Annotated in this window: 14 protein-coding genes and 1 pseudogene; 5 read left to right on the top strand and 10 right to left on the bottom strand. The window is 66.8% G+C overall.

The annotated features are described in order from the left end of the window. Positions 1-17: 17 nt before the first annotated feature. The 4 genes from IWX78_RS08940 to IWX78_RS08955 form a co-directional block, all read right to left on the bottom strand. Positions 18-2,066 carry an APC family permease gene (locus tag IWX78_RS08940; protein ID WP_334684649.1) on the bottom strand — a complete coding sequence of 683 codons (2,049 nt, stop codon included), beginning with the start codon at positions 2,064-2,066 and terminating at the stop codon, positions 18-20. Between the two features lie 100 nt (positions 2,067-2,166). Next, positions 2,167-2,793, bottom strand: a complete 627-nt coding sequence (locus tag IWX78_RS08945; RefSeq protein WP_196833166.1) for a PadR family transcriptional regulator — start codon at positions 2,791-2,793, stop codon at positions 2,167-2,169. Further along, the gene (locus IWX78_RS08950) at positions 2,790-3,668 is read right to left on the bottom strand and encodes a DUF4097 family beta strand repeat-containing protein (RefSeq protein WP_196833167.1); all 879 of its coding nucleotides are present in this window, start codon (positions 3,666-3,668) and stop codon (positions 2,790-2,792) included. The genes IWX78_RS08945 and IWX78_RS08950 overlap by 4 nt, the downstream gene beginning before the upstream one ends. A 125-nt stretch (positions 3,669-3,793) precedes the next feature. After that, positions 3,794-4,093, bottom strand: a complete 300-nt coding sequence (locus IWX78_RS08955) for a rhodanese-like domain-containing protein (RefSeq protein ID WP_196833168.1) — start codon at positions 4,091-4,093, stop codon at positions 3,794-3,796. A 156-nt stretch (positions 4,094-4,249) separates the two neighbouring features. Here IWX78_RS08955 and IWX78_RS08960 point away from each other — a divergent pair, with 156 nt between their 5' ends. Further along, positions 4,250-4,993, top strand: a complete 744-nt coding sequence (locus IWX78_RS08960) for a MerR family transcriptional regulator (protein ID WP_196833169.1) — start codon at positions 4,250-4,252, stop codon at positions 4,991-4,993. Between the two features lie 60 nt (positions 4,994-5,053). Here the strand turns inward: IWX78_RS08960 and yczE are convergent, their stop codons facing one another. Further along, the gene (gene yczE, locus IWX78_RS08965; RefSeq protein ID WP_196833170.1) at positions 5,054-5,704 is read right to left on the bottom strand and encodes a membrane protein YczE; all 651 of its coding nucleotides are present in this window, start codon (positions 5,702-5,704) and stop codon (positions 5,054-5,056) included. Positions 5,705-5,766: 62 nt separating this feature from the next. On the opposite strand from yczE, the gene yczR reads away from it, so the two are divergent. From yczR to IWX78_RS08980, 3 genes are all read left to right on the top strand, one after another. After that, positions 5,767-7,197, top strand: coding sequence for a MocR-like transcription factor YczR (yczR, locus tag IWX78_RS08970; protein ID WP_196833171.1), 1,431 nt, complete (start codon positions 5,767-5,769; stop codon positions 7,195-7,197). 145 nt (positions 7,198-7,342) lie between these two features. Then, positions 7,343-10,804, top strand: a complete 3,462-nt coding sequence (locus tag IWX78_RS08975; protein ID WP_196833172.1) for an efflux RND transporter permease subunit — start codon at positions 7,343-7,345, stop codon at positions 10,802-10,804. Between the two features lie 104 nt (positions 10,805-10,908). Further along, positions 10,909-11,811 carry an arginase family protein gene (locus IWX78_RS08980; protein WP_196833173.1) on the top strand — a complete coding sequence of 301 codons (903 nt, stop codon included), beginning with the start codon at positions 10,909-10,911 and terminating at the stop codon, positions 11,809-11,811. A gap of 50 nt (positions 11,812-11,861) precedes the next feature. On the opposite strand, the gene hutI is transcribed toward IWX78_RS08980, so the two are convergent. Genes hutI through hutH form a run of 3 tightly spaced genes read right to left on the bottom strand, consistent with a single transcriptional unit; the run spans position 11,862 to position 16,251 of the window. Next, a complete protein-coding gene (hutI, locus tag IWX78_RS08985) occupies positions 11,862-13,031 on the bottom strand; it encodes an imidazolonepropionase (protein WP_196833174.1) in 1,170 nt (389 codons plus the stop codon). After that, the gene (gene hutU / locus IWX78_RS08990) at positions 13,028-14,683 is read right to left on the bottom strand and encodes a urocanate hydratase (protein WP_196833175.1); all 1,656 of its coding nucleotides are present in this window, start codon (positions 14,681-14,683) and stop codon (positions 13,028-13,030) included. Before hutU ends, hutI begins: the two co-directional genes overlap by 4 nt. Then, positions 14,680-16,251, bottom strand: coding sequence for a histidine ammonia-lyase (gene hutH / locus IWX78_RS08995; RefSeq protein ID WP_196833176.1), 1,572 nt, complete (start codon positions 16,249-16,251; stop codon positions 14,680-14,682). Before hutH ends, hutU begins: the two co-directional genes overlap by 4 nt. Before the next feature lie 94 nt (positions 16,252-16,345). Here hutH and IWX78_RS09000 point away from each other — a divergent pair, with 94 nt between their 5' ends. Next, positions 16,346-17,101, top strand: a complete 756-nt coding sequence (locus IWX78_RS09000) for an IclR family transcriptional regulator (protein WP_196833177.1) — start codon at positions 16,346-16,348, stop codon at positions 17,099-17,101. 137 nt (positions 17,102-17,238) lie between these two features. Here IWX78_RS09000 and IWX78_RS09005 read toward each other — a convergent pair. Next, positions 17,239-17,838 (bottom strand): annotated as a pseudogene (locus IWX78_RS09005) (DedA family protein); the annotation flags it as partial. Positions 17,839-17,887: 49 nt separating this feature from the next. Continuing rightward, positions 17,888-18,382: a GNAT family N-acetyltransferase gene (locus IWX78_RS09010; protein WP_196833178.1), complete on the bottom strand. Its 495-nt coding sequence runs from the start codon at positions 18,380-18,382 to the stop codon at positions 17,888-17,890. Positions 18,383-18,423: the final 41 nt, after the last annotated feature.

The following is an 18,423-nucleotide window of genomic DNA, read 5'->3' on the forward strand; positions in this document are numbered from 1 at the left end:
GCGGCCTGTCGACGTGCTCATCGATGAGCGTGGCGGTCTCCCGGCGGCGGTAGCGGTGTGCGTGTGACGGCCCTGATCGGCTCACCGCGGCGCTCCTGGCCTGGCAGCGGCCGGGACCGGCGGCCGTAGATGAGTTCCGACGAGTCGAGCAGCCACGGCACGAGCGCGATGGCGACGCCATGGACAAGCATCAACTGGTTGCGCACCCGCTTCGCCCGGCGGTTGTGCAGCAGCGACTCCCACCAGTGCCCGACGATGTACTGCGGGAGGTAGACGGTGACGACCGTCGGGCCGTGCAGCTCTCGATAACGTTTGATGTACGTGACGATCGGCACGGCGAAGTCACGATACGGGGACTCGAGGATGACCAGCGGCACCCGGATGTCCTGCTGCTTCCATTGGTTTTCCAGCAGACGCGTCGCCTCCTCGTCGGTGGAGACGTGGACGGCAGCGATCGATTCGTGACGCGCAGCGAGAGCGTAGTCCAGGGCTTTCAGCGCCGGCTTCTGCATCTTGCCGATCATCACGATCGCGTGATCGCCCGCTGAGCCGAAGGTCGTGGTGTCGTCGACCTCGATCTCCCTGTCGACGTCGCGGTAGTACCGGTTGACCCCGAGCATGAGCGTGTACAGGACGGGCATGAGCACGAAGACCAGCCAGGCACCGTGGGTGAATTTCGTCACCGTGACGACGATGAGCACGACGGCAGTGAGGAGCGCGCCGCCGGAGTTGATGACCAGGCCGCGCCAGACTTCCCCGCGGTCGCCTTCGCCCGCGCGGAGCATCCTGACCCAGTGTCGCACCATGCCCGTCTGGCCGAGAGTGAACGAAACGAACACGCCGATGATGTACAGCTGGATCAGCTGGGTGAGGCTGGCCTGGTAGATGACGAGGATGGCGCAGGCTGCGAGCCCGAGCAGGATCATCCCGTTCGAGAAGACGAGACGGTCGCCGCGGGTGTTGAGCGACTTCGGGGCGTACGCGTCCCTGGCCAGGACGGCGCCGAGCAGCGGGAACCCGTTGAAGGCGGTGTTCGCCGCGAGAAGCAACACGCAGGCCGTGGCTGCCTGGATGATGAAAAACAGGATGCTGCCCTGCCCGAACACCGCGGCAGCGACCTGCGCCATCAGGCTCGGCTGGGGAGCGGTCTCACAATTGGCGAAGCCGTCGAGAGAACACGCGTTCTCGGCGTAGTGCACTCCGGAGACGAGCGCGACGGCGGTGAGCCCGGCGAACAGCACGATGGCCGTTCCGCCCATGAGAACGAGCGTCGATTGCGCATTCCTGACCTTCGGGCGACGGAACGCAGGGACGCCGTTCGAGACGGCCTCGACACCGGTGAGCGCACTGCACCCGCTGGAGAACGCACGCAGGAGCAGGAGGATGAACGCGGCTCGGCTGAGATCCTCTCCCTCGACGGTGAACGCCGCGCTCGACGCGACCGGCGCGTCGCCGAACGCCGTGCGGAGAAGGCCGACGACGATCATCACGAAGACGCTGCCGATGAACAGATAGGTGGGAACCGCGAAGGCCTTCGACGATTCGCGCACGCCTCGGAGGTTGACGGCCATGAGCAGCAGCACGAAGCCGACGGCGAGTTCGATCCGCCAGGGATTCAGGTCTGGCAGGGCCGAGATGATGTTGTCGACGCCGGATGCCACCGACACGGCGACGGTGAGGACGTAGTCGACGAGCAACGCGGATGCGACGACAAGGCCGGCTTTCTCGCCGAGGTTCTTGTGCGCAACCTCGTAGTCGCCACCACCGGACGGGTATGCCTTGATCAGTTGCCGGTAGCTGGCGACGACGACGACAAGGAGCACGACGACGCACGCAGCCACCCAGGGGGCGAAGCTCAGAAATGCGAGTCCGCCGAGCATGAGGATCATGAGGAGTTCCTGCGGCGCGTACGCGACGCTCGACAGGGCGTCGCTCGCAAAAATGGGGAGGGCGAGCTTCTTCGGGAGGAGCTGGCCGTCGAGTTTGTCTGTGGGGAGTGGTTCGCCGAGAAGAAGGCGCTTGGCCGATCGGCTGTCAGACCCGGGTTGTTTACCCTCTGTAGTCACGAGCGAGAACACTACTCTTTCGCCGGACGCTGTCAAGCAGGACGACAAGAAACGGCCCGCCCTGTCGGGTCGGGCCGTTTCTTCTCGTCGCTGATGCGGGCTATTCGGTGGTCGAACCGAACGTCGCAGTGATGCCCTCGCGCACGCGGTCGAGGTCATCACGGAGCTGCTGCACCGTGGCATCCGTCAGAGTTCCTGCCGCGGCTTGCGTGCGCAGGTCCGTGCGGAGCTGGGAACGGAAGGCGGAGATGACGACGTCTGCTTCGTGGAGCGCGATCCTGCCGGTCGTGCGGGGGTCAGCGCCCTCCGTGGAGACCGACGGCCCGCTCGACGCCGCCTGCTTGGCCTGCCTGGCCGCAGACGCGAGATCCGCCTTGAGGCTGCGCATGGCATCCGTCACCCCGATGCGAACGTCGTCCGCCAGCCGCCGAACCGAGTCGGTCAGCTCGAGTTCGATCGCCTCGAGGTCTCCCTGTCTGTTTGCGAGTTCCTGTCTGCCGGCATCCGTGATCGAGTAGACCGTCTTGCGGCCGTCACTCTCTTTGGTCACCAGACCGTCTTCCTCGAGCTTGCCGAGCCGGGGATAGATCGTGCCTGCGCTGGGGGAGTAGGTTCCGCCAAATCGTTCGGACAGCGACTGAATCAACTCGTAGCCGTGCTTCGGTCCCTCGGCGAGCAGACTGAGCAGGTACAGCCGGAGGCTGCCGTGGCTGAAGACGGGGGTCATGCCAGACCACCCGTGTGAAAAACGTCTGCGTCTTCGGCACCGTCAGCGCCTCGTGACTTCTCCGCCGCTGCCGCTCGGCGAATCACCGAGACGTTGCCTGAGACGGAATTCGCGAACACGTCGGTGTAGAAGTTGCCGTCGCCCTCTGTGGTGCTCGAGAACCCGCGACCGCGCGTGCCTTTGATCACCGAGTGGTCGAGCTGCAGTGTGCCTGAGACGGTGTTGACGACATAGCGGGCGCCGACGTCCGCGCTGAGACGCGCGGTGAGGTGGCCTGACACGGTGTTGGCCGAGATCTTGTCGCAGTGTCCGAGTGCGTCGACGAACACGTCGCCGGAAACGCCGTCACTCGAGAAGCGCGTGAGCTGCCCGGATGCCGTGATGTCGCCCGAGACGGTGTGCGCGTTGACTGCGCCGGTGTGCGACTGCACACTCATTTCGCCTGAGATGCTCTTGAGGTCGAGGTCCCCGGTGACGCCCTCGACCTGCAGCTCACCGTTCACAGTCGAGAGTCGCGCATCGGTGGTGAGGCCGGAGACGAGGGCGCTCGCCGACACCATGCCGAAGTTCAGGGCGACGGCACGCGGAACGAGAACGCTGATCTGCGCCTTGGCCGAGTTCTGTCCGAACGACTTGAAGACGTCGAGAAAGTTCTCCCAGCCGAGTTGGGGATGATCGATTTCGAGGACGTCGCCGTCGATCGAGATCTTGAGGTCACGGCCAGACACACTGTGCACTTCGACCCGCGCCGAGGATTCGTCGTGCCCGATGATGTCGATCTGACCTCCGACAAGGCCGACCTTGAGCTTGCGCACGAGCTCGACGTCGATGATGCGTGACTCCCCAGGGAGCACGATCCATTTTTCCAGAGCCATTGTTCTTCCTTCTCCCCGGCAGCCGCGAGGCCGCTCTCGGTTCGCGATATATCGCAATTGATCTGATCACGATATATCGCGTCTGAACGTGAGGCAAGGGTCGCTGAGAAACACTCAGGAAACGATTAGCCCTCCGTCACGGGCAACCCGGCGTCCCGCCAGGCGAATGTGCCGCCTTCGACGTTCACTGCCCGGTAGTCGTGCCCGGTGAGGTAGTCGGCGACGCTGGCGCTGCGGACTCCGGATGCGCAGATCAGGTACAGCGTCTCGTCGGCCGGAAGTTCGCCGCTCCGCTCGACGAACTGGCTCATCGGGATGCTGACGGCACCGACGGCACGAAGCTGGCGGAACTCATCTGCTTCGCGCACGTCGATGATGGCTGCGTCGGGAAGCTTCGCGAGTTCGGAGACGGTGATGGTGTCCATGGGGTCCAATCGAAGAGGGGTTCTCAGCGATTATTCGCTCCGCGGACGGCATCCGCAATTCGCCGCACCTCTACTGCTTGACCTTGACTACTGCTTGACCTTGACGCGGCGTCAACCTCTAGCGTGAGGTAGATCATCAACACGGGAAGAGGCGCAGTGGACTGGTCGATTCAGGAGGTCGCCCGACATGCGGGAACGACGAGCCGCGCCCTGCGGCACTATGGGCAGATCGGCCTGCTCGAACCGAGCAGGGTCGGCGCGAACGGGTACCGCTACTACGACGAGGAGTCGCTTGTGCGGCTCCAGCGGATCCTGCTCCTGCGGGACCTCGGCCTCGGGTTGCCGGCGATCGCCGACGTGCTGAGCCGGTCGGCCGACCAGGGCCCGGCCCTGCGCTCGCACCTGGACTGGCTCCGCCGCGAGCATGACCGCCTCACGCTGCAGATCGCAGCTGTCGAGGACACCCTCAACAAGCTGGAAGGAGGTGAACAACTGATGGCAGAGAACATGTTCGATGGCTTCGACCACACCCGGTACAAAGACGAGGTGGAGGAGCGCTGGGGCACGGAAGCCTACGCCAGCTCCGACGCCTGGTGGCGGTCGAAGACCGATACGGAAAAGCGAGAGTGGAAGGGGCTCGTATCCACGCTCCACTCCGACTGGACGGCGGCTGCCGGGTCAGGCGTCTCAGCAGCCAGCGCCGAGGCGCAAGTGCTGGCCGCGCGACATGTCGAGTGGCTCGGCTCGATCCCGGGTACGCCGGGAGCCGTGAAGGAATACGTGACGGGACTCGGCGAGATGTACGTCGCCGACGAGCGATTCGCCGCGAACTACGGTGGCCTCCACGGCGCCGAGTTCGTGCGCGACGCGCTTGCGGTCTACGCTGACCGCAACCTCTGAAACTGATGTGACGGCATCCGTTCATCATCCGGTGAGCGGATGCCGTCGGTCATGCCGTCGCTAATTGGCGGGGGAGTCCACGAGGGGCTGGCTGGGCAGGACGGTGCCCTCGAGGCGGTCGTCGGTCTGGTCGCCCGGCAGGCGAATGCGGAACCACGGGATCGTGACGTGGCACAGCGGCCCGATGAGAACGGCGAAGAGCACGGTTCCGATCCCGACGTTGCCACCGAGGATCCAGCCGATGGACAGGACGACGATTTCGATCCCGGTGCGTCCGACCCAGATCGGCCAGCCGGTGAGTTCGTGCACCCCGGTCATCAGCCCGTCGCGGGGTCCTGCGCCGAATCGCGCACCGATGTACAGGCCGGTGGCAAGCGCGAGCACGATCAGCCCGGCAGGAAAGAGCAGGATCCGCACCCACAGGTCGAGGCCATCGGGGATCAGCCACAGACCGAAATCGGCTGCCGGCCCGACGAGCAGAACGTTGAGAACCGTCCCGATTCCCGGCTTCTGCTTGAGCGGAATCCACAGCAGCAGCACGATTGCGCCGACCCCGATGGTGATCAGCCCGAAACCCAGTCCGGTCTTGAGAGCGATCCCCTGGGTGAGGACGTCCCACGGTGCGACGCCGATGGCGGCCCGCACGATGAGCGCGAGCGCGATGCCATACAGGAAGAGTCCAATCAGCAATTGGACGGAACGTCGAATCATAAGTGCAATCCAATTTGATAATTGGCCTTCTATCAAGAGGCCAATCTCTCTATAGTGGCCTCATGGCAGAGGTCCACATCACCGCTCGAGCCCTGTCCGCTCTTCTGGGGCGGTGGCGAACCGACGACGCCGCGTACCGCAGCCTCGCCGATCGAATTCGCCTGCTCATCCTCGACGGCCGCATCCCCGCCGACACCCGGCTACCGGCTGAGCGTGACCTCGCCGAACGGCTCGATGTGAGCCGCACGACTGTGACAGCCGCCTACCGGGAACTGCGCGACAGTGACTTCCTCGAAAGCACCCGCGGCTCCGGGAGCGTCGCCCAGCTCCCCGGCGCGAGACCGGGTCCAGGGCCGACCGCCGGGTCCGGCTACCTCGACTTCAGCAAGGCTGCTCTTCCCGCCGTCGACCAGATCACCGGGGCAGCACAGCGGGCGGCTGCACGGCTCACGCACTACCTCGACGACTTCGACTACGACACGATGGGGCTCCCCGAACTGCGGGCGGCGATCGCTGACCGGTACATCGACGCAGGATTGCCCACCTCCCCTGACGAGATCATGGTCACCCTGGGTGCGCAACATGCGATCGGGCTGATCGCGCGGACGCACCTGTCGCGAGGCGACCGGGCCGTCATCGAACACCCCACCTATCCGCACGCCCACGACGCACTCCGCATCGCCGGCGCCCGCCTCGTACCCGTCGCCGTAACGGCTGCTGACGGCTGGGACACCGACGAGCTCGAGCAGGCGATCGACAGGTCGTCGCCGACGATCGCGTATCTGATGCCAGACTTCCACAACCCGACAGGGGCGACAATGACGACGGATGCCCGTCGGCGGGTGTGCCGCGCAGCGGCGAGGCAGGGCACTGTGCTCGTCATCGATGAGACCACGGCCGAGCTCGACATCGACAGCGGCATCCCGTTTCTACCGTTCGCTGCCTCGGACGACGCCGGTGCGAAGATCCTCACCGTCGGGTCGTTCGGAAAAACAGTGTGGGGTGGGATCCGCCTGGGCTGGATCCGGGCCGAACGCGGTGTCATCCGCAAGCTGGTTTCTGCACGAACGGCGAGCGACCTGGGAACGCCGATCCTCGAGCAGCTCACCGCGCTCGAACTACTGCCCGAGATGCCGGAGATCCTCTTGGCGCGTCGCCACCAACTCGGCGCCACTCGCGATCGGGTCGAGCAGCTGCTCGCCGAACGGCTGCCGCAGTGGGAGGTTCCGCACGTCTCGGGCGGGCTCGCCGCCTGGGTCGGGCTCGGCGCCCCCGTCAGTTCACAGCTCGCCCTGGCCGCGCGCAGTCAGGGACTGCTCATCGCCGCAGGGCCACGCTTCGGAATCGATGGGGCATTCGAACGTTTTCTGCGCATCCCGATCACCTACCCGGTCGCAGACACCGAACTCGCCATCGACGCTCTCGCCTCCGCGTGGCGGTCGATCATGCGGGCCCCTGTGCCCGACTCCGCCCTGCTCGCCGGCGTGGTCTGATCCGCGGCCGTCGCCAGACTGTCTGTTCGCCGCGAATACGCGATCGTGGGGCTGTGGACTGTGACAGAATTTCACTGGCTGAGCGGCCTATCACCGCCTCGCTCGTCGCGATCGCGGCATCCATCGCCTTGGCTACAGGAGAATCGTGCACGCCCTCGCCGTCCTCAGCATGAGAAACCGTGCGCTCATCGCACTCGTCACCATCGTCGCGGCCGTGTTCGGCGGAATCGCACTGACCAGCCTCAAGCAGGAACTCGCCCCCAGCGTGCAGTTCCCGCAGCTCGCTGTGATCACCAACTACCCGGGTGCAGCCCCCGAAGTGGTGAACGACGACGTTTCCACCCCGATCGAGACCGCCATTCAGGGCGTCGCCGGCCTCGAGTCCACGAGTGCGACCTCGTCGACGAACCTCAGCCTCATCTCGGCCACCTTCACCTACGGCACCGACCTGGCCACCGCCGAGCAGAAAATCAATCAGGCCATCAACCGCATCAAGTCGCAACTCCCCGCCGACATCGACCCGCAGGTCCTCTCGGGAAGCCTCGACGATCTGCCGGTCATCCAACTCGCGGCGACCGGCGCCGACGGCGACACCGACGCGCTCTCCGAAGCGCTCAGCCGCACCGCCGTTCCCGATATCGAAGACGTCGAGGGCGTTCGCGAGGCTGCTCTCGTCGGTGATGTCGGTCAGCGGGTCACGATCACTCCGGATGCCGGTGAACTGCAGGATGCCGGTCTGGCCGCTTCAGACATCCGCCGCACGCTCCAACAGAACGGCGTGCTCCGCCCGGCAGGCGAGATCACCGAGAACGACAGCACCTTCGCCGTGCAGACCGGGTCGAAGCTCGGATCGGTCGACGACATCTCTGCACTCCCACTGATCGGGGCGACCCCCGGTGAGCTCCTCACCCTCGGCGACGTCGCATCCGTCGCCCTCACTGACAACCCGGTGACGAGCATCTCGCGGGTCGACGGAAAGCCTGCTCTCACGATCGCCGTGACGAAGCTTCCTGCTGCGAACACCGTCGACGTCTCGAAGGGCGTTCGGGCACTGCTTCCCAACCTCGAAGAGGCTCTCGGCTCCGACGTGGAACTGTCGATCGTGTTCGACCAGGCGCCGTACATCGAACAGTCGATCGAATCACTGGCGACCGAAGGGCTCCTCGGGCTGGTCTTCGCCGTTCTGATCATCCTCGTCTTCCTGCTCGACTTCCGCGCCACCCTGGTGACAGCCATCTCGATCCCCACGTCGGTGCTCATCACCTTCATCGGTTTGCAGGCCACCGGCTACACGCTCAACATCCTCACCCTCGGTGCGCTGACCATCGCCATCGGCCGGGTGGTCGACGACTCGATCGTGGTGATCGAGAACATCAAACGGCACATGAACGCGGCACGGGATCGCAGTGCAGACGGCCGTACCTTCTCCATCCTGACCGCCGTTCGCGAGGTCGCCGGTGCCATCACCGCGTCGACGGTCACGACCGTCGCCGTCTTCCTGCCACTGGCGTTCGTCGGTGACATGACCGGTGAGCTGTTCCGCCCGTTCGCGCTCACGGTGACGATCGCGCTGCTCGCGTCGCTCCTCGTCTCTCTCACCATCGTGCCGGTGCTCGCGTACTGGTTCCTCCGCGCGAAAGACGCGCGCCAGCCGAAGGAGCCGCGCACTGCGAGAGAGGCACGCCGGTCGAGAGCCGAGAAGGCCGCCGCGCTGGAATCCTCGACAGGCACGGGATCCGCCGGCACAGACGTGGATGCTCCAGCCGCCGTCGGCGCCGGCGACCCCGCGCCTGTGACCAGCGAGCTTCCCTCAGGCGTGTTCGCCTCTCCGGCGATCGTCGAAGCCCGCTACCTTGTCGCCCCCGATCGTGCTGACGCCGACCGTGTCGACGTCGCCGAAGCCGAAGCCGACACCGCCGCAGCGGAGACAGTGACCGAACCCGCTCCCGTGCTCGTGGCCGAGGCGGCATCGGTTCCCGCGTCGCCTTCGACCCGTCGTTCCCGCCGAAGCGGCACCGAAGACGAAGACGAACTCGACCACCCCACGCTCCTGCAAAAGGGCTACCTGCCGATCATCGCCTGGACGCTGAAGCACTCGCTCGTCACGATTCTGCTCGCGGTTCTCGTCCTCGGCGGAACCCTGGCGCTCGTGCCGTTCATGAAGACGAACTTCCTCGGCGACTCCGGACAGAACACCCTGACCGTCTCGCAGACGCTCCCGGTCGGCTCCAGCCTCGAAGCGCAGGATGCCGCCGCTGGACAGGTCGAGGAAGCCCTGCGCGGGATCGATGGCATCGAAACAGTCCAGCTCTCGATCGGATCGTCCGGGAGCAGCCTGCGCGACGCTTTCACGGGCGGCGGAGCCGGCAGCATCACCTACTCGATCACCACGAACGAAGACGCCGACCAGGAAGAACTGCAGTCCCGCGTGCGCACCGAACTCGCCGACGTCGACGGCGCCGGTGAGATCGAGGTGGCGGCATCCGGTGGATTCGGGGCATCGAGCGACATCGAGGTGGACATCACCGCCCCGACACAGGACGCACTCCAGGAGGCGACGGACGCTGTGACGGCAGCCGCAGAGGACCTCGACGGCATGCGCCAGGTCACCAACAACCTCAGCGATTCGCGCCCGTACATCGCTATCGAGGTCGACCGTGACAGCGCGGCTGAGGCCGGCTATTCGGAGGTGGCGCTCGGCAGTCTCGTCTCGGCAGCCATGCAGCCGTCGACCGCAGGAACCATCGTCATCGACGAGACAACCGTAAGCATCTACATCGCCACCGAGAACCCCCCGACGTCGATGGCCGAGCTCGCCGCACTGACCGTGCCGACCATACTCGGACCGGTGAGCCTCGATTCGCTCGCCACCGTCGAAGAGGTCGACGGTCCGTCGTCGATCACCACGGTGCGTGGCCAGCGTTCGGCCACCGTCGCGATCACCCCATCGAGCGACAACATCGGCACCGCGAGTGCCGAGGTCACCGCCGCACTCGACTCGCTCGATCTTCCCGGGGGTGCCAGCGCCAGCCTCGGTGGCGTCACCGCCGACCAGAGCACGGCGTTCGAGCAGCTCGGGCTGGCCATGCTCGCGGCGATCCTCATCGTCTACGTCGTCATGGTCGCGACCTTCCGGTCGCTCCGCCAGCCGCTGCTGCTGCTCGTCTCGGTGCCGTTCGCGGCGACAGGAGCGATCGGCCTGCAGGTCATCACTGGCGTGCCGCTCGGCGTGGCATCCCTCATCGGTGTCCTGATGCTCATCGGAATCGTGGTGACCAACGCCATCGTGCTCGTCGACCTCGTGAACCAGTACCGCGACAGGGGGATGAGTGTGGCTGAAGCCGTTCGTCATGGATCGAGCAGAAGGCTCCGTCCGATCCTGATGACCGCACTCGCCACGATCTTCGCTCTCGTGCCGATGGCGCTCGGAATCACCGGGCACGGCGGGTTCATCTCGCAGCCGCTTGCGATCGTTGTGATCGGTGGCCTGGTCTCCTCGACGTTCCTCACGCTCATCGTGCTCCCGACGCTCTACAACCTCGTCGAGGGCGCGCGGGAAAGGCGGCTTGCCCGCCGGGCCGCCCGCGAGGCTGCGGCGACGGCATAGGCGCGACGGCATCGGTTCCGGACGGCGACATCCGGTCCGGGATCCCGGACGCGCGCCCGCACGGATGCCTGTCGGCACCGGCACGTGCTTGCTAGCGTTCTCCCATGCCGATGCCGAATCTTCCTGCTGACCCCCTCTGGCCGCGAGCGGGAGACTGGCCTCTGCACCTCGGAGGGCCGGCCGACCTGGCGCTCATCGGCATCCCGACCTGGCGAACGTCGCTGTCGCCGACCTCCGCCCACGCGACCCCCGCTGCCGTGCGCGCGGCACTGCGGCGCTATTCCCCGTATGCAGCCTCTCTCGATGGCCGCAACCTCGACGAGCTCGTCTTCGCCGACGCCGGTGACGCTGTGGAACCGGACGGCGACGGCGAACCGATCGCAACGGCCCTCATGGCGGCTGCTGCCGCACCCGCGACCCTCACCGTGGCGCTCGGCGGGGACAACGCCGCGACCGTTCCGGCTGCGCTTGGCGCGTGGGGGAGTGACTTGCCCTCGGCGGGACTCGTCACACTTGACGCGCACCATGACCTCCGCGACGGCATCTCGAATGGATCCCCCGTGCGCCGTCTGATCGAAGCCGGACTCGACCCCCGGCGGATCGTGCAGATCGGGATAGCCGACTTCGCCAACTCCCGCGCATACACCGAACGCGCGCTGGATCTCGGTATCACCGTGGTGCCGAGGAGCGCGCTGCATTCCCGCCCGCTCGCCGACATCCTCGCCGAGGCGTTCGACGTAGCGGGGAGCGCAGGCGGTCCGATTCACGTGGACCTCGACGTGGACGTGTGCGACCGCACGGTGGCACCTGCCTGCCCTGCATCCGTTCCCGGAGGAATCGCTGCGCATGAACTGCGGGCCGTCGCACGGGCTGCCGGAGCTGACGTCCGGGTGCGCTCGGTCGACATCACCGAGATCGACGCGCTGCTGGATGCCCCGGACGGTCGCACCGTGCGTCTCGCGGCGCTCTGCGTGCTCGAGGTTGCTGCGGGCATCGCATCGCGGTGACATGGGGCTCTCTCCACAGTCAGGAGAGAGCTCCATGAGCAGGCGCAGGCTCAGCCGACGACGAGTTCGCCGTCCTTCCACACGCGCTCGACCAGTGGCACGCCGGGGCGATAGGCGAGGTGCACGACATCGGGCGCCCGCAGCTGCAGCAAGTCGGCCCTGGCACCCGGGATGATCCGACCGACGTCCGAGCGGCGCAATGCCGCCGCTCCGCCCGCTGTCGCCGCCCATACGGCCTCCTCGGGTGTCATCCCCATGTCCCGAACGGCGACCGCGATGCAAAACGCCATCGACGATGTGAAACTCGAACCGGGGTTGCAGTCGCTCGCCAGAGCTACCGTCACTCCCGCATCGACCAGTCGTCGCGCATCCGGATACGGCTGCCGCGTCGAGAACTCGACCCCTGGCAGCAGAGTGCACACTGTGTCGGATGCCGCGAGCGCAGCCACGTCGTCGTCGCTCAGCACGGTGCAATGGTCGACACTCGCAGCATCGAGCTCGACAGCCAGCCGGACTCCATCGCCCGGACCCAGCTGGTTGGCATGCACCCGGGCGCCCAGCCCCCTGGCGATGCCCGCCTCGAGCACCCGGCGGGCCTCGGCCACAGTGAAAGCACCGGTTTCACAGAAAACATCGATCCACCGCGAGTAGGGCGCGCACGCGTCGAGCATCTCGCCGACGACGAGATCGACATAGTCACCTGACCGGGCAGCGAACTCGGGGGGCACCACGTGGGCTCCGAGAAAGGTCACCTCAGACGACACCTCGGCAGCGAGTCGCACCAGTCGTTCCTCATCGCTCACGGTGAGGCCGTAGCCGCTCTTGATCTCCATCGTGGTCGTGCCCTGCGCGAGAAGTTCGGCACCGAAAACCCTCAGCCTGGCCCTCAATTCGTCGTCGGATGCCGCCCGCGTCGCCACGACCGTGCTGCGGATGCCTCCGGCTGAATATGCCCGACCCGCCATTCGCGACTCGAACTCGGCCGCGCGATCACCGCCGAAGACCAGATGGGTGTGGCTGTCGACGAAACCGGGGAGAACGGCAGACCCGGTCGCATCCGTCACGGTGTCGGCGGCAGGGGCGTCACGCGCCAGGCCCACCCAGAGAATCCGGCCGTCACCGATCACGACCGCGGCCTCGTCCACGACTCCGAGCAGGCCCTCGCGCCCCGCGTCGTTGGTGACGAGCTGACGGATGCCGGTGAGCAGGTGAGCGGTCATGATCGCGGAAGCGGGATCCGCAGCCCGCGTTCATGAGCGACCTCGATCGCCCGGTCGTAGCCGGCATCCGCGTGCCGCATCACCCCGGTGCCCGGGTCGTTGACGAGCACCCGGGCGATCTTCTCGGCAGCCAGGACGGTCCCGTCGGCGACGAGAACCTGGCCGGCGTGGATCGACCGACCGATGCCCACGCCTCCACCGTGATGGATCGAGACCCAGGTGGCACCCGATGCGGTATTGAGCAGCGCGTTGAGCAGCGGCCAGTCCGCGATCGCGTCCGAGCCGTCCGCCATCCCCTCGGTCTCGCGATACGGTGACGCGACCGATCCCGAATCGAGATGGTCGCGGCCGATGACAAGCGGCGCACTGAGCTCCCCGGACGCGACCATCTCGTTGAACTTCAGACCGGCGAGGTGACGTTCCTGATAGCCGAGCCAGCAGATGCGGGCGGGCAGGCCCTCGAACCGCACGGCGTCCTGTGCCTTCGTGATCCAGCGATGCAGATGCTCGTCGTCTGGGAACAACTCGAGGATGGCGCGATCCGTTGCAGCGATATCGGCCGGGTCGCCGGAAAGCGCCGCCCAACGGAACGGCCCCTTGCCCTCGGCGAACAGGGGACGGATGTACGCGGGCACGAACCCGGGAAAGTCGAAGGCCCGCTCGCACCCGCCGAGTTGTGCTTCCGCGCGGATCGAGTTGCCGTAGTCGAAGACCTCGGCGCCGGCATCCTGGAAAGCGACCATCGCATCCACCTGCTTCGCCATGGAGGCGCGGGCTCGGGCGGTGAAGCCCTCCGGGTCGCGTGCCGCCAGCTCAGGCCACTCGTCGACGCTGACTCCCTCCGGCAGATAGGAAAGCGGGTCGTGCGCGCTGGTCTGGTCGGTGACGATGTCGATCGCAACGCCGCGGCCGAGCAACTCGGTGAACACGGTGGCGGCGTTGCCGACGACCCCGACAGACAGGGGTTGCCTGTCGGTCTTCGCGGCAAGCACGCGCTCGACCGCCTCATCCAGCGAGGAGGACAGTTCGTCGAGGTAGCCGTGCTCGACGCGCCTCTGCAACCGGGCCACGTCGACGTCGACGATCAGAACGACGCCGTCATTCATGGTGACGGCGAGCGGTTGAGCCCCGCCCATTCCACCCGCACCTCCGGTCAGGGTGAGCGTGCCGGCCAGGGTCCCGCCGAAGCGCTTCGCGGCGACGGCGGCGAAGGTCTCGTATGTGCCCTGCAGGATGCCCTGGGTGCCGATGTAGATCCACGATCCGGCGGTCATCTGCCCGTACATGGTGAGCCCGAGCGCCTCGAGTCGGCGGAACTCCGGCCAGGTGGCCCAGTCCCCGACAAGATTCGAGTTCGCGATGAGAACGCGCGGCGCCCACTCGTGGGTGCGGAAGACGCCGACCGGCTTGCCCGACTGCACGAGGAGGGTCTCGTCGGATTCGAGCGATTCGAGCGTCTCGACGATCGCGTCGAACGCCTCCCAGCTGCGGGCGGCTTTACCGGTGCCGCCGTAAACGACGAGGTCGTCCGGCCGTTCTGCCACGTCGGGGTCGAGATTGTTCATCAGCATCCGCAATGGGCCCTCGGTCTGCCAGCTCTTGGCGGTGATGGCGGTCCCGCGGGCTGCGCGAACGGTGCGTGGGGCGCTCATTTCAGTCCTTTCGTGACGGCTGCCGCGACATCCCTGATCGCGCCGGAGCGCACGAGACCGGCGACGGCTTCGATCTCGGGGGAGAGATACCGGTCGGGGCCCGGTCCCGCAGCGACCGTCCGGACGGCGGCGAGTGCTGCGGCTGTTGCCGGTGCCGGCCGCAGGGGAGCCCGCAGGTCGAGCGACCGGGCAGCAGTGAGCACCTCGATACCGAGAACGCGGGCGAGCCCGTCGAGAGAGCGGCGCAGCTTGCGGGCCGCCGCCCAGCCCATCGACACGTGATCCTCCTGCATCGCCGACGAGGGGATCGAATCCACCGACGCTGGCATTGCGAGGCGTTTCAGCTCCGAGACGATCCCCGCCGCGGTGTACTGCGCGATCATCAGGCCCGAATCGACGCCGACCTCGTGAGCGAGGAACGGCGGAAGGCCGCGGTTGCGGGCCACGTCGAGGTGGCGGTCGGTGCGACGTTCAGACATCGATGCCACGTCGGCGGCGGCAATCGCCAGAAAGTCGAGCACGTAGCCGATCGGAGCGCCGTGGAAGTTGCCGTTGGACTCGACCCTCCCGTCGGCGGTGACGACGGGATTGTCGATCGCGCTCTGCAGTTCCCGCTCAGCCACCCTGGCCGCGTGGTCTGCGGTGTCTCTCGCCGCGCCGTGCACCTGCGGACTGCACCGAAGCGAGTAGGCGTCCTGGATGGCCGTGCACTCCGGGCCGGCGTGCGACGCGGTGATCGCCGAGCCGCTGAGCAGAGCGCGGAGGTTCGCAGCTGACTCCGACTGGCCAATCTGGGGCCGCATGGCGTGCAGGTCCGCCGCGAACACGGCATCCGTTCCCAGAAGAGCTTCCACGCTCATCGCCGCCGAAACGTCCGCGGTCTGGAGCAGCATCCGCAGATCGTGCAAGGCGAGTACGAGCATGCCGAGCATGCCGTCCGTCCCGTTGATGAGCGCGAGTCCCTCTTTCTCGGCAAGGAGCACCGGCTCGAGGCCGGCAGCGCGCAGAGCATCTGACGCCGGAACGAGCGTTCCGGTGGCATCACGCACGTCACCCTCTCCCATCACCGCCAGGGCGCAGTGGGCGAGAGGGGCGAGGTCGCCCGAGCAGCCCAGCGAACCGAACTCGCGCACTACCGGGGTGATACCCGCGTTCAGGAGGTCAGCGTATGCGTGCGCGGTTCGGACGCGCACTCCGGTGCGACCGGTCATCAGCGTCGACAATCGCAGCAGCATGAGGGCGCGCACGACCTCGCGTTCCACCTCGGGTCCTGACCCGGCGGCATGCGAGCGGATCAGGCTTTGCTGCAGCTGGCCGCGGCGTTCAGCGTCGATGAATGTCGTGGCAAGAGCGCCGAATCCGGTCGAGATCCCGTAGTGACCGACCGGGTCAGTGGCGAGGGCGTCGATGATGGCTCTGGTCGCCCTGACCTCGTCGAGCGCTGCCGGGTCGAGCCCGATCCGGGCGTCGAACCGGGCGACGGCGACAACGTCACCGTCTGTGAGGCCGGCGCGCCCGACAGTGACGATCGCCCCGGGAGCGAGGGCCGTCGTAGCTGTGCTGTTCATCCTCCGAGTCGACCATTCCGCTGCTCGGGCGGCAACAGCCGTACACTCGGATCAGTCCGGTATCCCAGACAGTTTGATTCGCAAGGTGGACACGATGGCCGACTCGAAGGTTCCAGCGGCGGATGCCACGCTCCGCATCCTCTCGCACCTCGCCGCCCAGCGTGGACCGATCGCCGCAGCCAGCATCGCTGGGGCGCTCCACCTTCCTCGCTCGACCGTGTACCACCTGCTCGGCGTTCTGCAGGATCGCGGGTTCGTCGTTCACCTGCCCGAGGCGCGGCGGTTCGGTCTGGGCGTCGCCGCGTTCGAGCTGTCGGGGGGGTTCGCGCGGCAACAGCCACTGAGCAGGCTCGGCCATCCCCTGCTGGCCGACCTCGTCGACCGGGTCGGCGAGAGCGCGCACCTCGCGGTGATGCACGGGCGCGATGTCCTCTACATCGTCGAGGAGCGAGCTCCCCGTCGGCCTCACCTCGTCACCGACGTCGGGGTGCGGCTTCCGGCGCACCTGACGGCATCTGGTCGGGCGATGCTCGCCGGGATGCCGCGTGGGCAGGTGCGGGCGCTCTTTCCCGATGCGGCGTCCTTCGTCGACCGCACCGGGATCGGGCCCACCCGTTACAGCGAGCTGCGTCGGCTGCTCGACGCCGTCCCGGCATCGGGTGTGGCTACGGAAGACGGGGAGGTGTCTCCGGGGATGGCATCCGTCGCGGTGGCTGTTCCCGACCACGTGGGCTGGCCCGCTGCCGCTGTTGCGGTGACATTCCCGGCCGGAACGGCATCCGACGCCGTGGTGCGTGAGGTCTCGGCGACGGCCGCCGACCTGGCCCGACGCATCCGTGGGCGGACCTGAGCGGCACGCCTGCGCGCGACCAGCTGCGTCACCCGGTCGAGAACGACCCCGAGCGCGACCGCGAGAACGACCCCGATCGCGGCGCCGAGAATCGGCTGATCAGAGACCCAGTGGCCGGCGAGTACTCCGATCGCCACGGAGTATGCGGCCCACGACGCTCCGGCGAGCAAGGTGAGTGGCCAGAATCGGCGATGGGGGAAGCGAGTGGCGCCCGCGGTCATGTTGACGGCGATCCGTCCGACCGGGATGTATCTCGCGGTGAGGATGAGCGCGGCTGGTCGCTGCCGGATTCCCTTCGAAGCCCTGTCGAAACCTCGTGTCATTCGTGGATGCCTCATCCAGCGGAAGCGGTCGACACCGATGCCCCGACCGATGAGGTAGGCGATGTTGTCGCCCAAGGCGGCACCGACAGCGGCAACAAGCACAATGAGCAGCGGGTGGGGGGTTCCGGCTGTCACTCCGATCGCCGCAGCGGCGACGACGATGGTTTCGCTCGGAATCGGAGGGAAGAACCCGTCGATGACGACAACAAGGAAGACCACCGCGAACACCCACGGAGAGGTCACGGTATCGAGGATGACCTCGGTGAGTTGGTGCATTGCGTCCGTCCGATCGTGGCGCACGATTGTGCGCCACGATCCGACAGTAGGCAACGGCACCGATCCGTCGCGTCCGCCGCAGGTATCGCAACGGGTCAGCCCAGAGGACGACTTCCAGACAGGGCGGGCAGACCACATCGGCCCTCAACAGCTGCCCGCTGAGCGGAGATCACCGAGTGCTGATCGCTCAATGCGACAGCATCTTCGCCATGCAGTAGCTGTACTTCTCGCCGATGTACTGACCGAATTGCGGAATGCTCTCATAGCCGCAGTGCAGGTACAGGGACTGAGCTGCCGTGTGGAGCGTGCCCGTTTCGAGCACGATCTGCCGGAGTCCGGCCGCCCGGGCGTCGGCCTCCATGCGTTCGAGGAGGCGCGCTGCGACCCCGCGCCCACGAGCGTCGGGGTGAACGAACATGCGTTTGAGTTCGGTCACGGCCATCCCCCACGGAACGAGGGCGGCCATACCGACCGCATCACCGCCCTCGGATCGAGCCACATAGACCTGCACTCCCGGGCGTTCGAGTTCATCGGTGTCCAGGAGGAAGTTGTTCTCAGGCCGGTACTGCGACTCGGCGAACTCGGTACCGAGGCGCAGGAGGGTGAAGACCTCGTCCTGCCTCGGGCTTTCGACGGCAACCGAAACGGATGCCGCGGTGTGCGTCGGTTCCGTAGTCGTCATGCTGCCAGTCAACCGCGGAACTGTTTCGCCGTGGTTACGAC

The organism is Mycetocola sp. CAN_C7 (genome assembly GCF_015752285.1).
Lineage (GTDB): Bacteria > Actinomycetota > Actinomycetes > Actinomycetales > Microbacteriaceae > Mycetocola_A.

What these genes read in the sequence shown, in the direction of transcription:
- IWX78_RS08945 (WP_196833166.1), bottom strand. Translation starts at nt 2,793, where the DNA reads ATGACCCCCGTCTTCAGCCACGGCAGCCTCCGGCTGTACCTGCTCAGT.
- IWX78_RS08950 (WP_196833167.1), bottom strand. Translation starts at nt 3,668, where the DNA reads ATGGCTCTGGAAAAATGGATCGTGCTCCCTGGGGAGTCACGCATCATC.
- IWX78_RS08955 (WP_196833168.1), bottom strand. Translation starts at nt 4,093, where the DNA reads ATGGACACCATCACCGTCTCCGAACTCGCGAAGCTTCCCGACGCAGCC.
- yczE (WP_196833170.1), bottom strand. Translation starts at nt 5,704, where the DNA reads ATGATTCGACGTTCCGTCCAATTGCTGATTGGACTCTTCCTGTATGGC.
- yczR (WP_196833171.1), top strand. Translation starts at nt 5,767, where the DNA reads ATGGCAGAGGTCCACATCACCGCTCGAGCCCTGTCCGCTCTTCTGGGG.
- IWX78_RS08980 (WP_196833173.1), top strand. Translation starts at nt 10,909, where the DNA reads ATGCCGATGCCGAATCTTCCTGCTGACCCCCTCTGGCCGCGAGCGGGA.
- hutI (WP_196833174.1), bottom strand. Translation starts at nt 13,031, where the DNA reads ATGACCGCTCACCTGCTCACCGGCATCCGTCAGCTCGTCACCAACGAC.
- hutU (WP_196833175.1), bottom strand. Translation starts at nt 14,683, where the DNA reads ATGAGCGCCCCACGCACCGTTCGCGCAGCCCGCGGGACCGCCATCACC.
- hutH (WP_196833176.1), bottom strand. Translation starts at nt 16,251, where the DNA reads ATGAACAGCACAGCTACGACGGCCCTCGCTCCCGGGGCGATCGTCACT.
- IWX78_RS09000 (WP_196833177.1), top strand. Translation starts at nt 16,346, where the DNA reads ATGGCCGACTCGAAGGTTCCAGCGGCGGATGCCACGCTCCGCATCCTC.
- IWX78_RS09010 (WP_196833178.1), bottom strand. Translation starts at nt 18,382, where the DNA reads ATGACGACTACGGAACCGACGCACACCGCGGCATCCGTTTCGGTTGCC.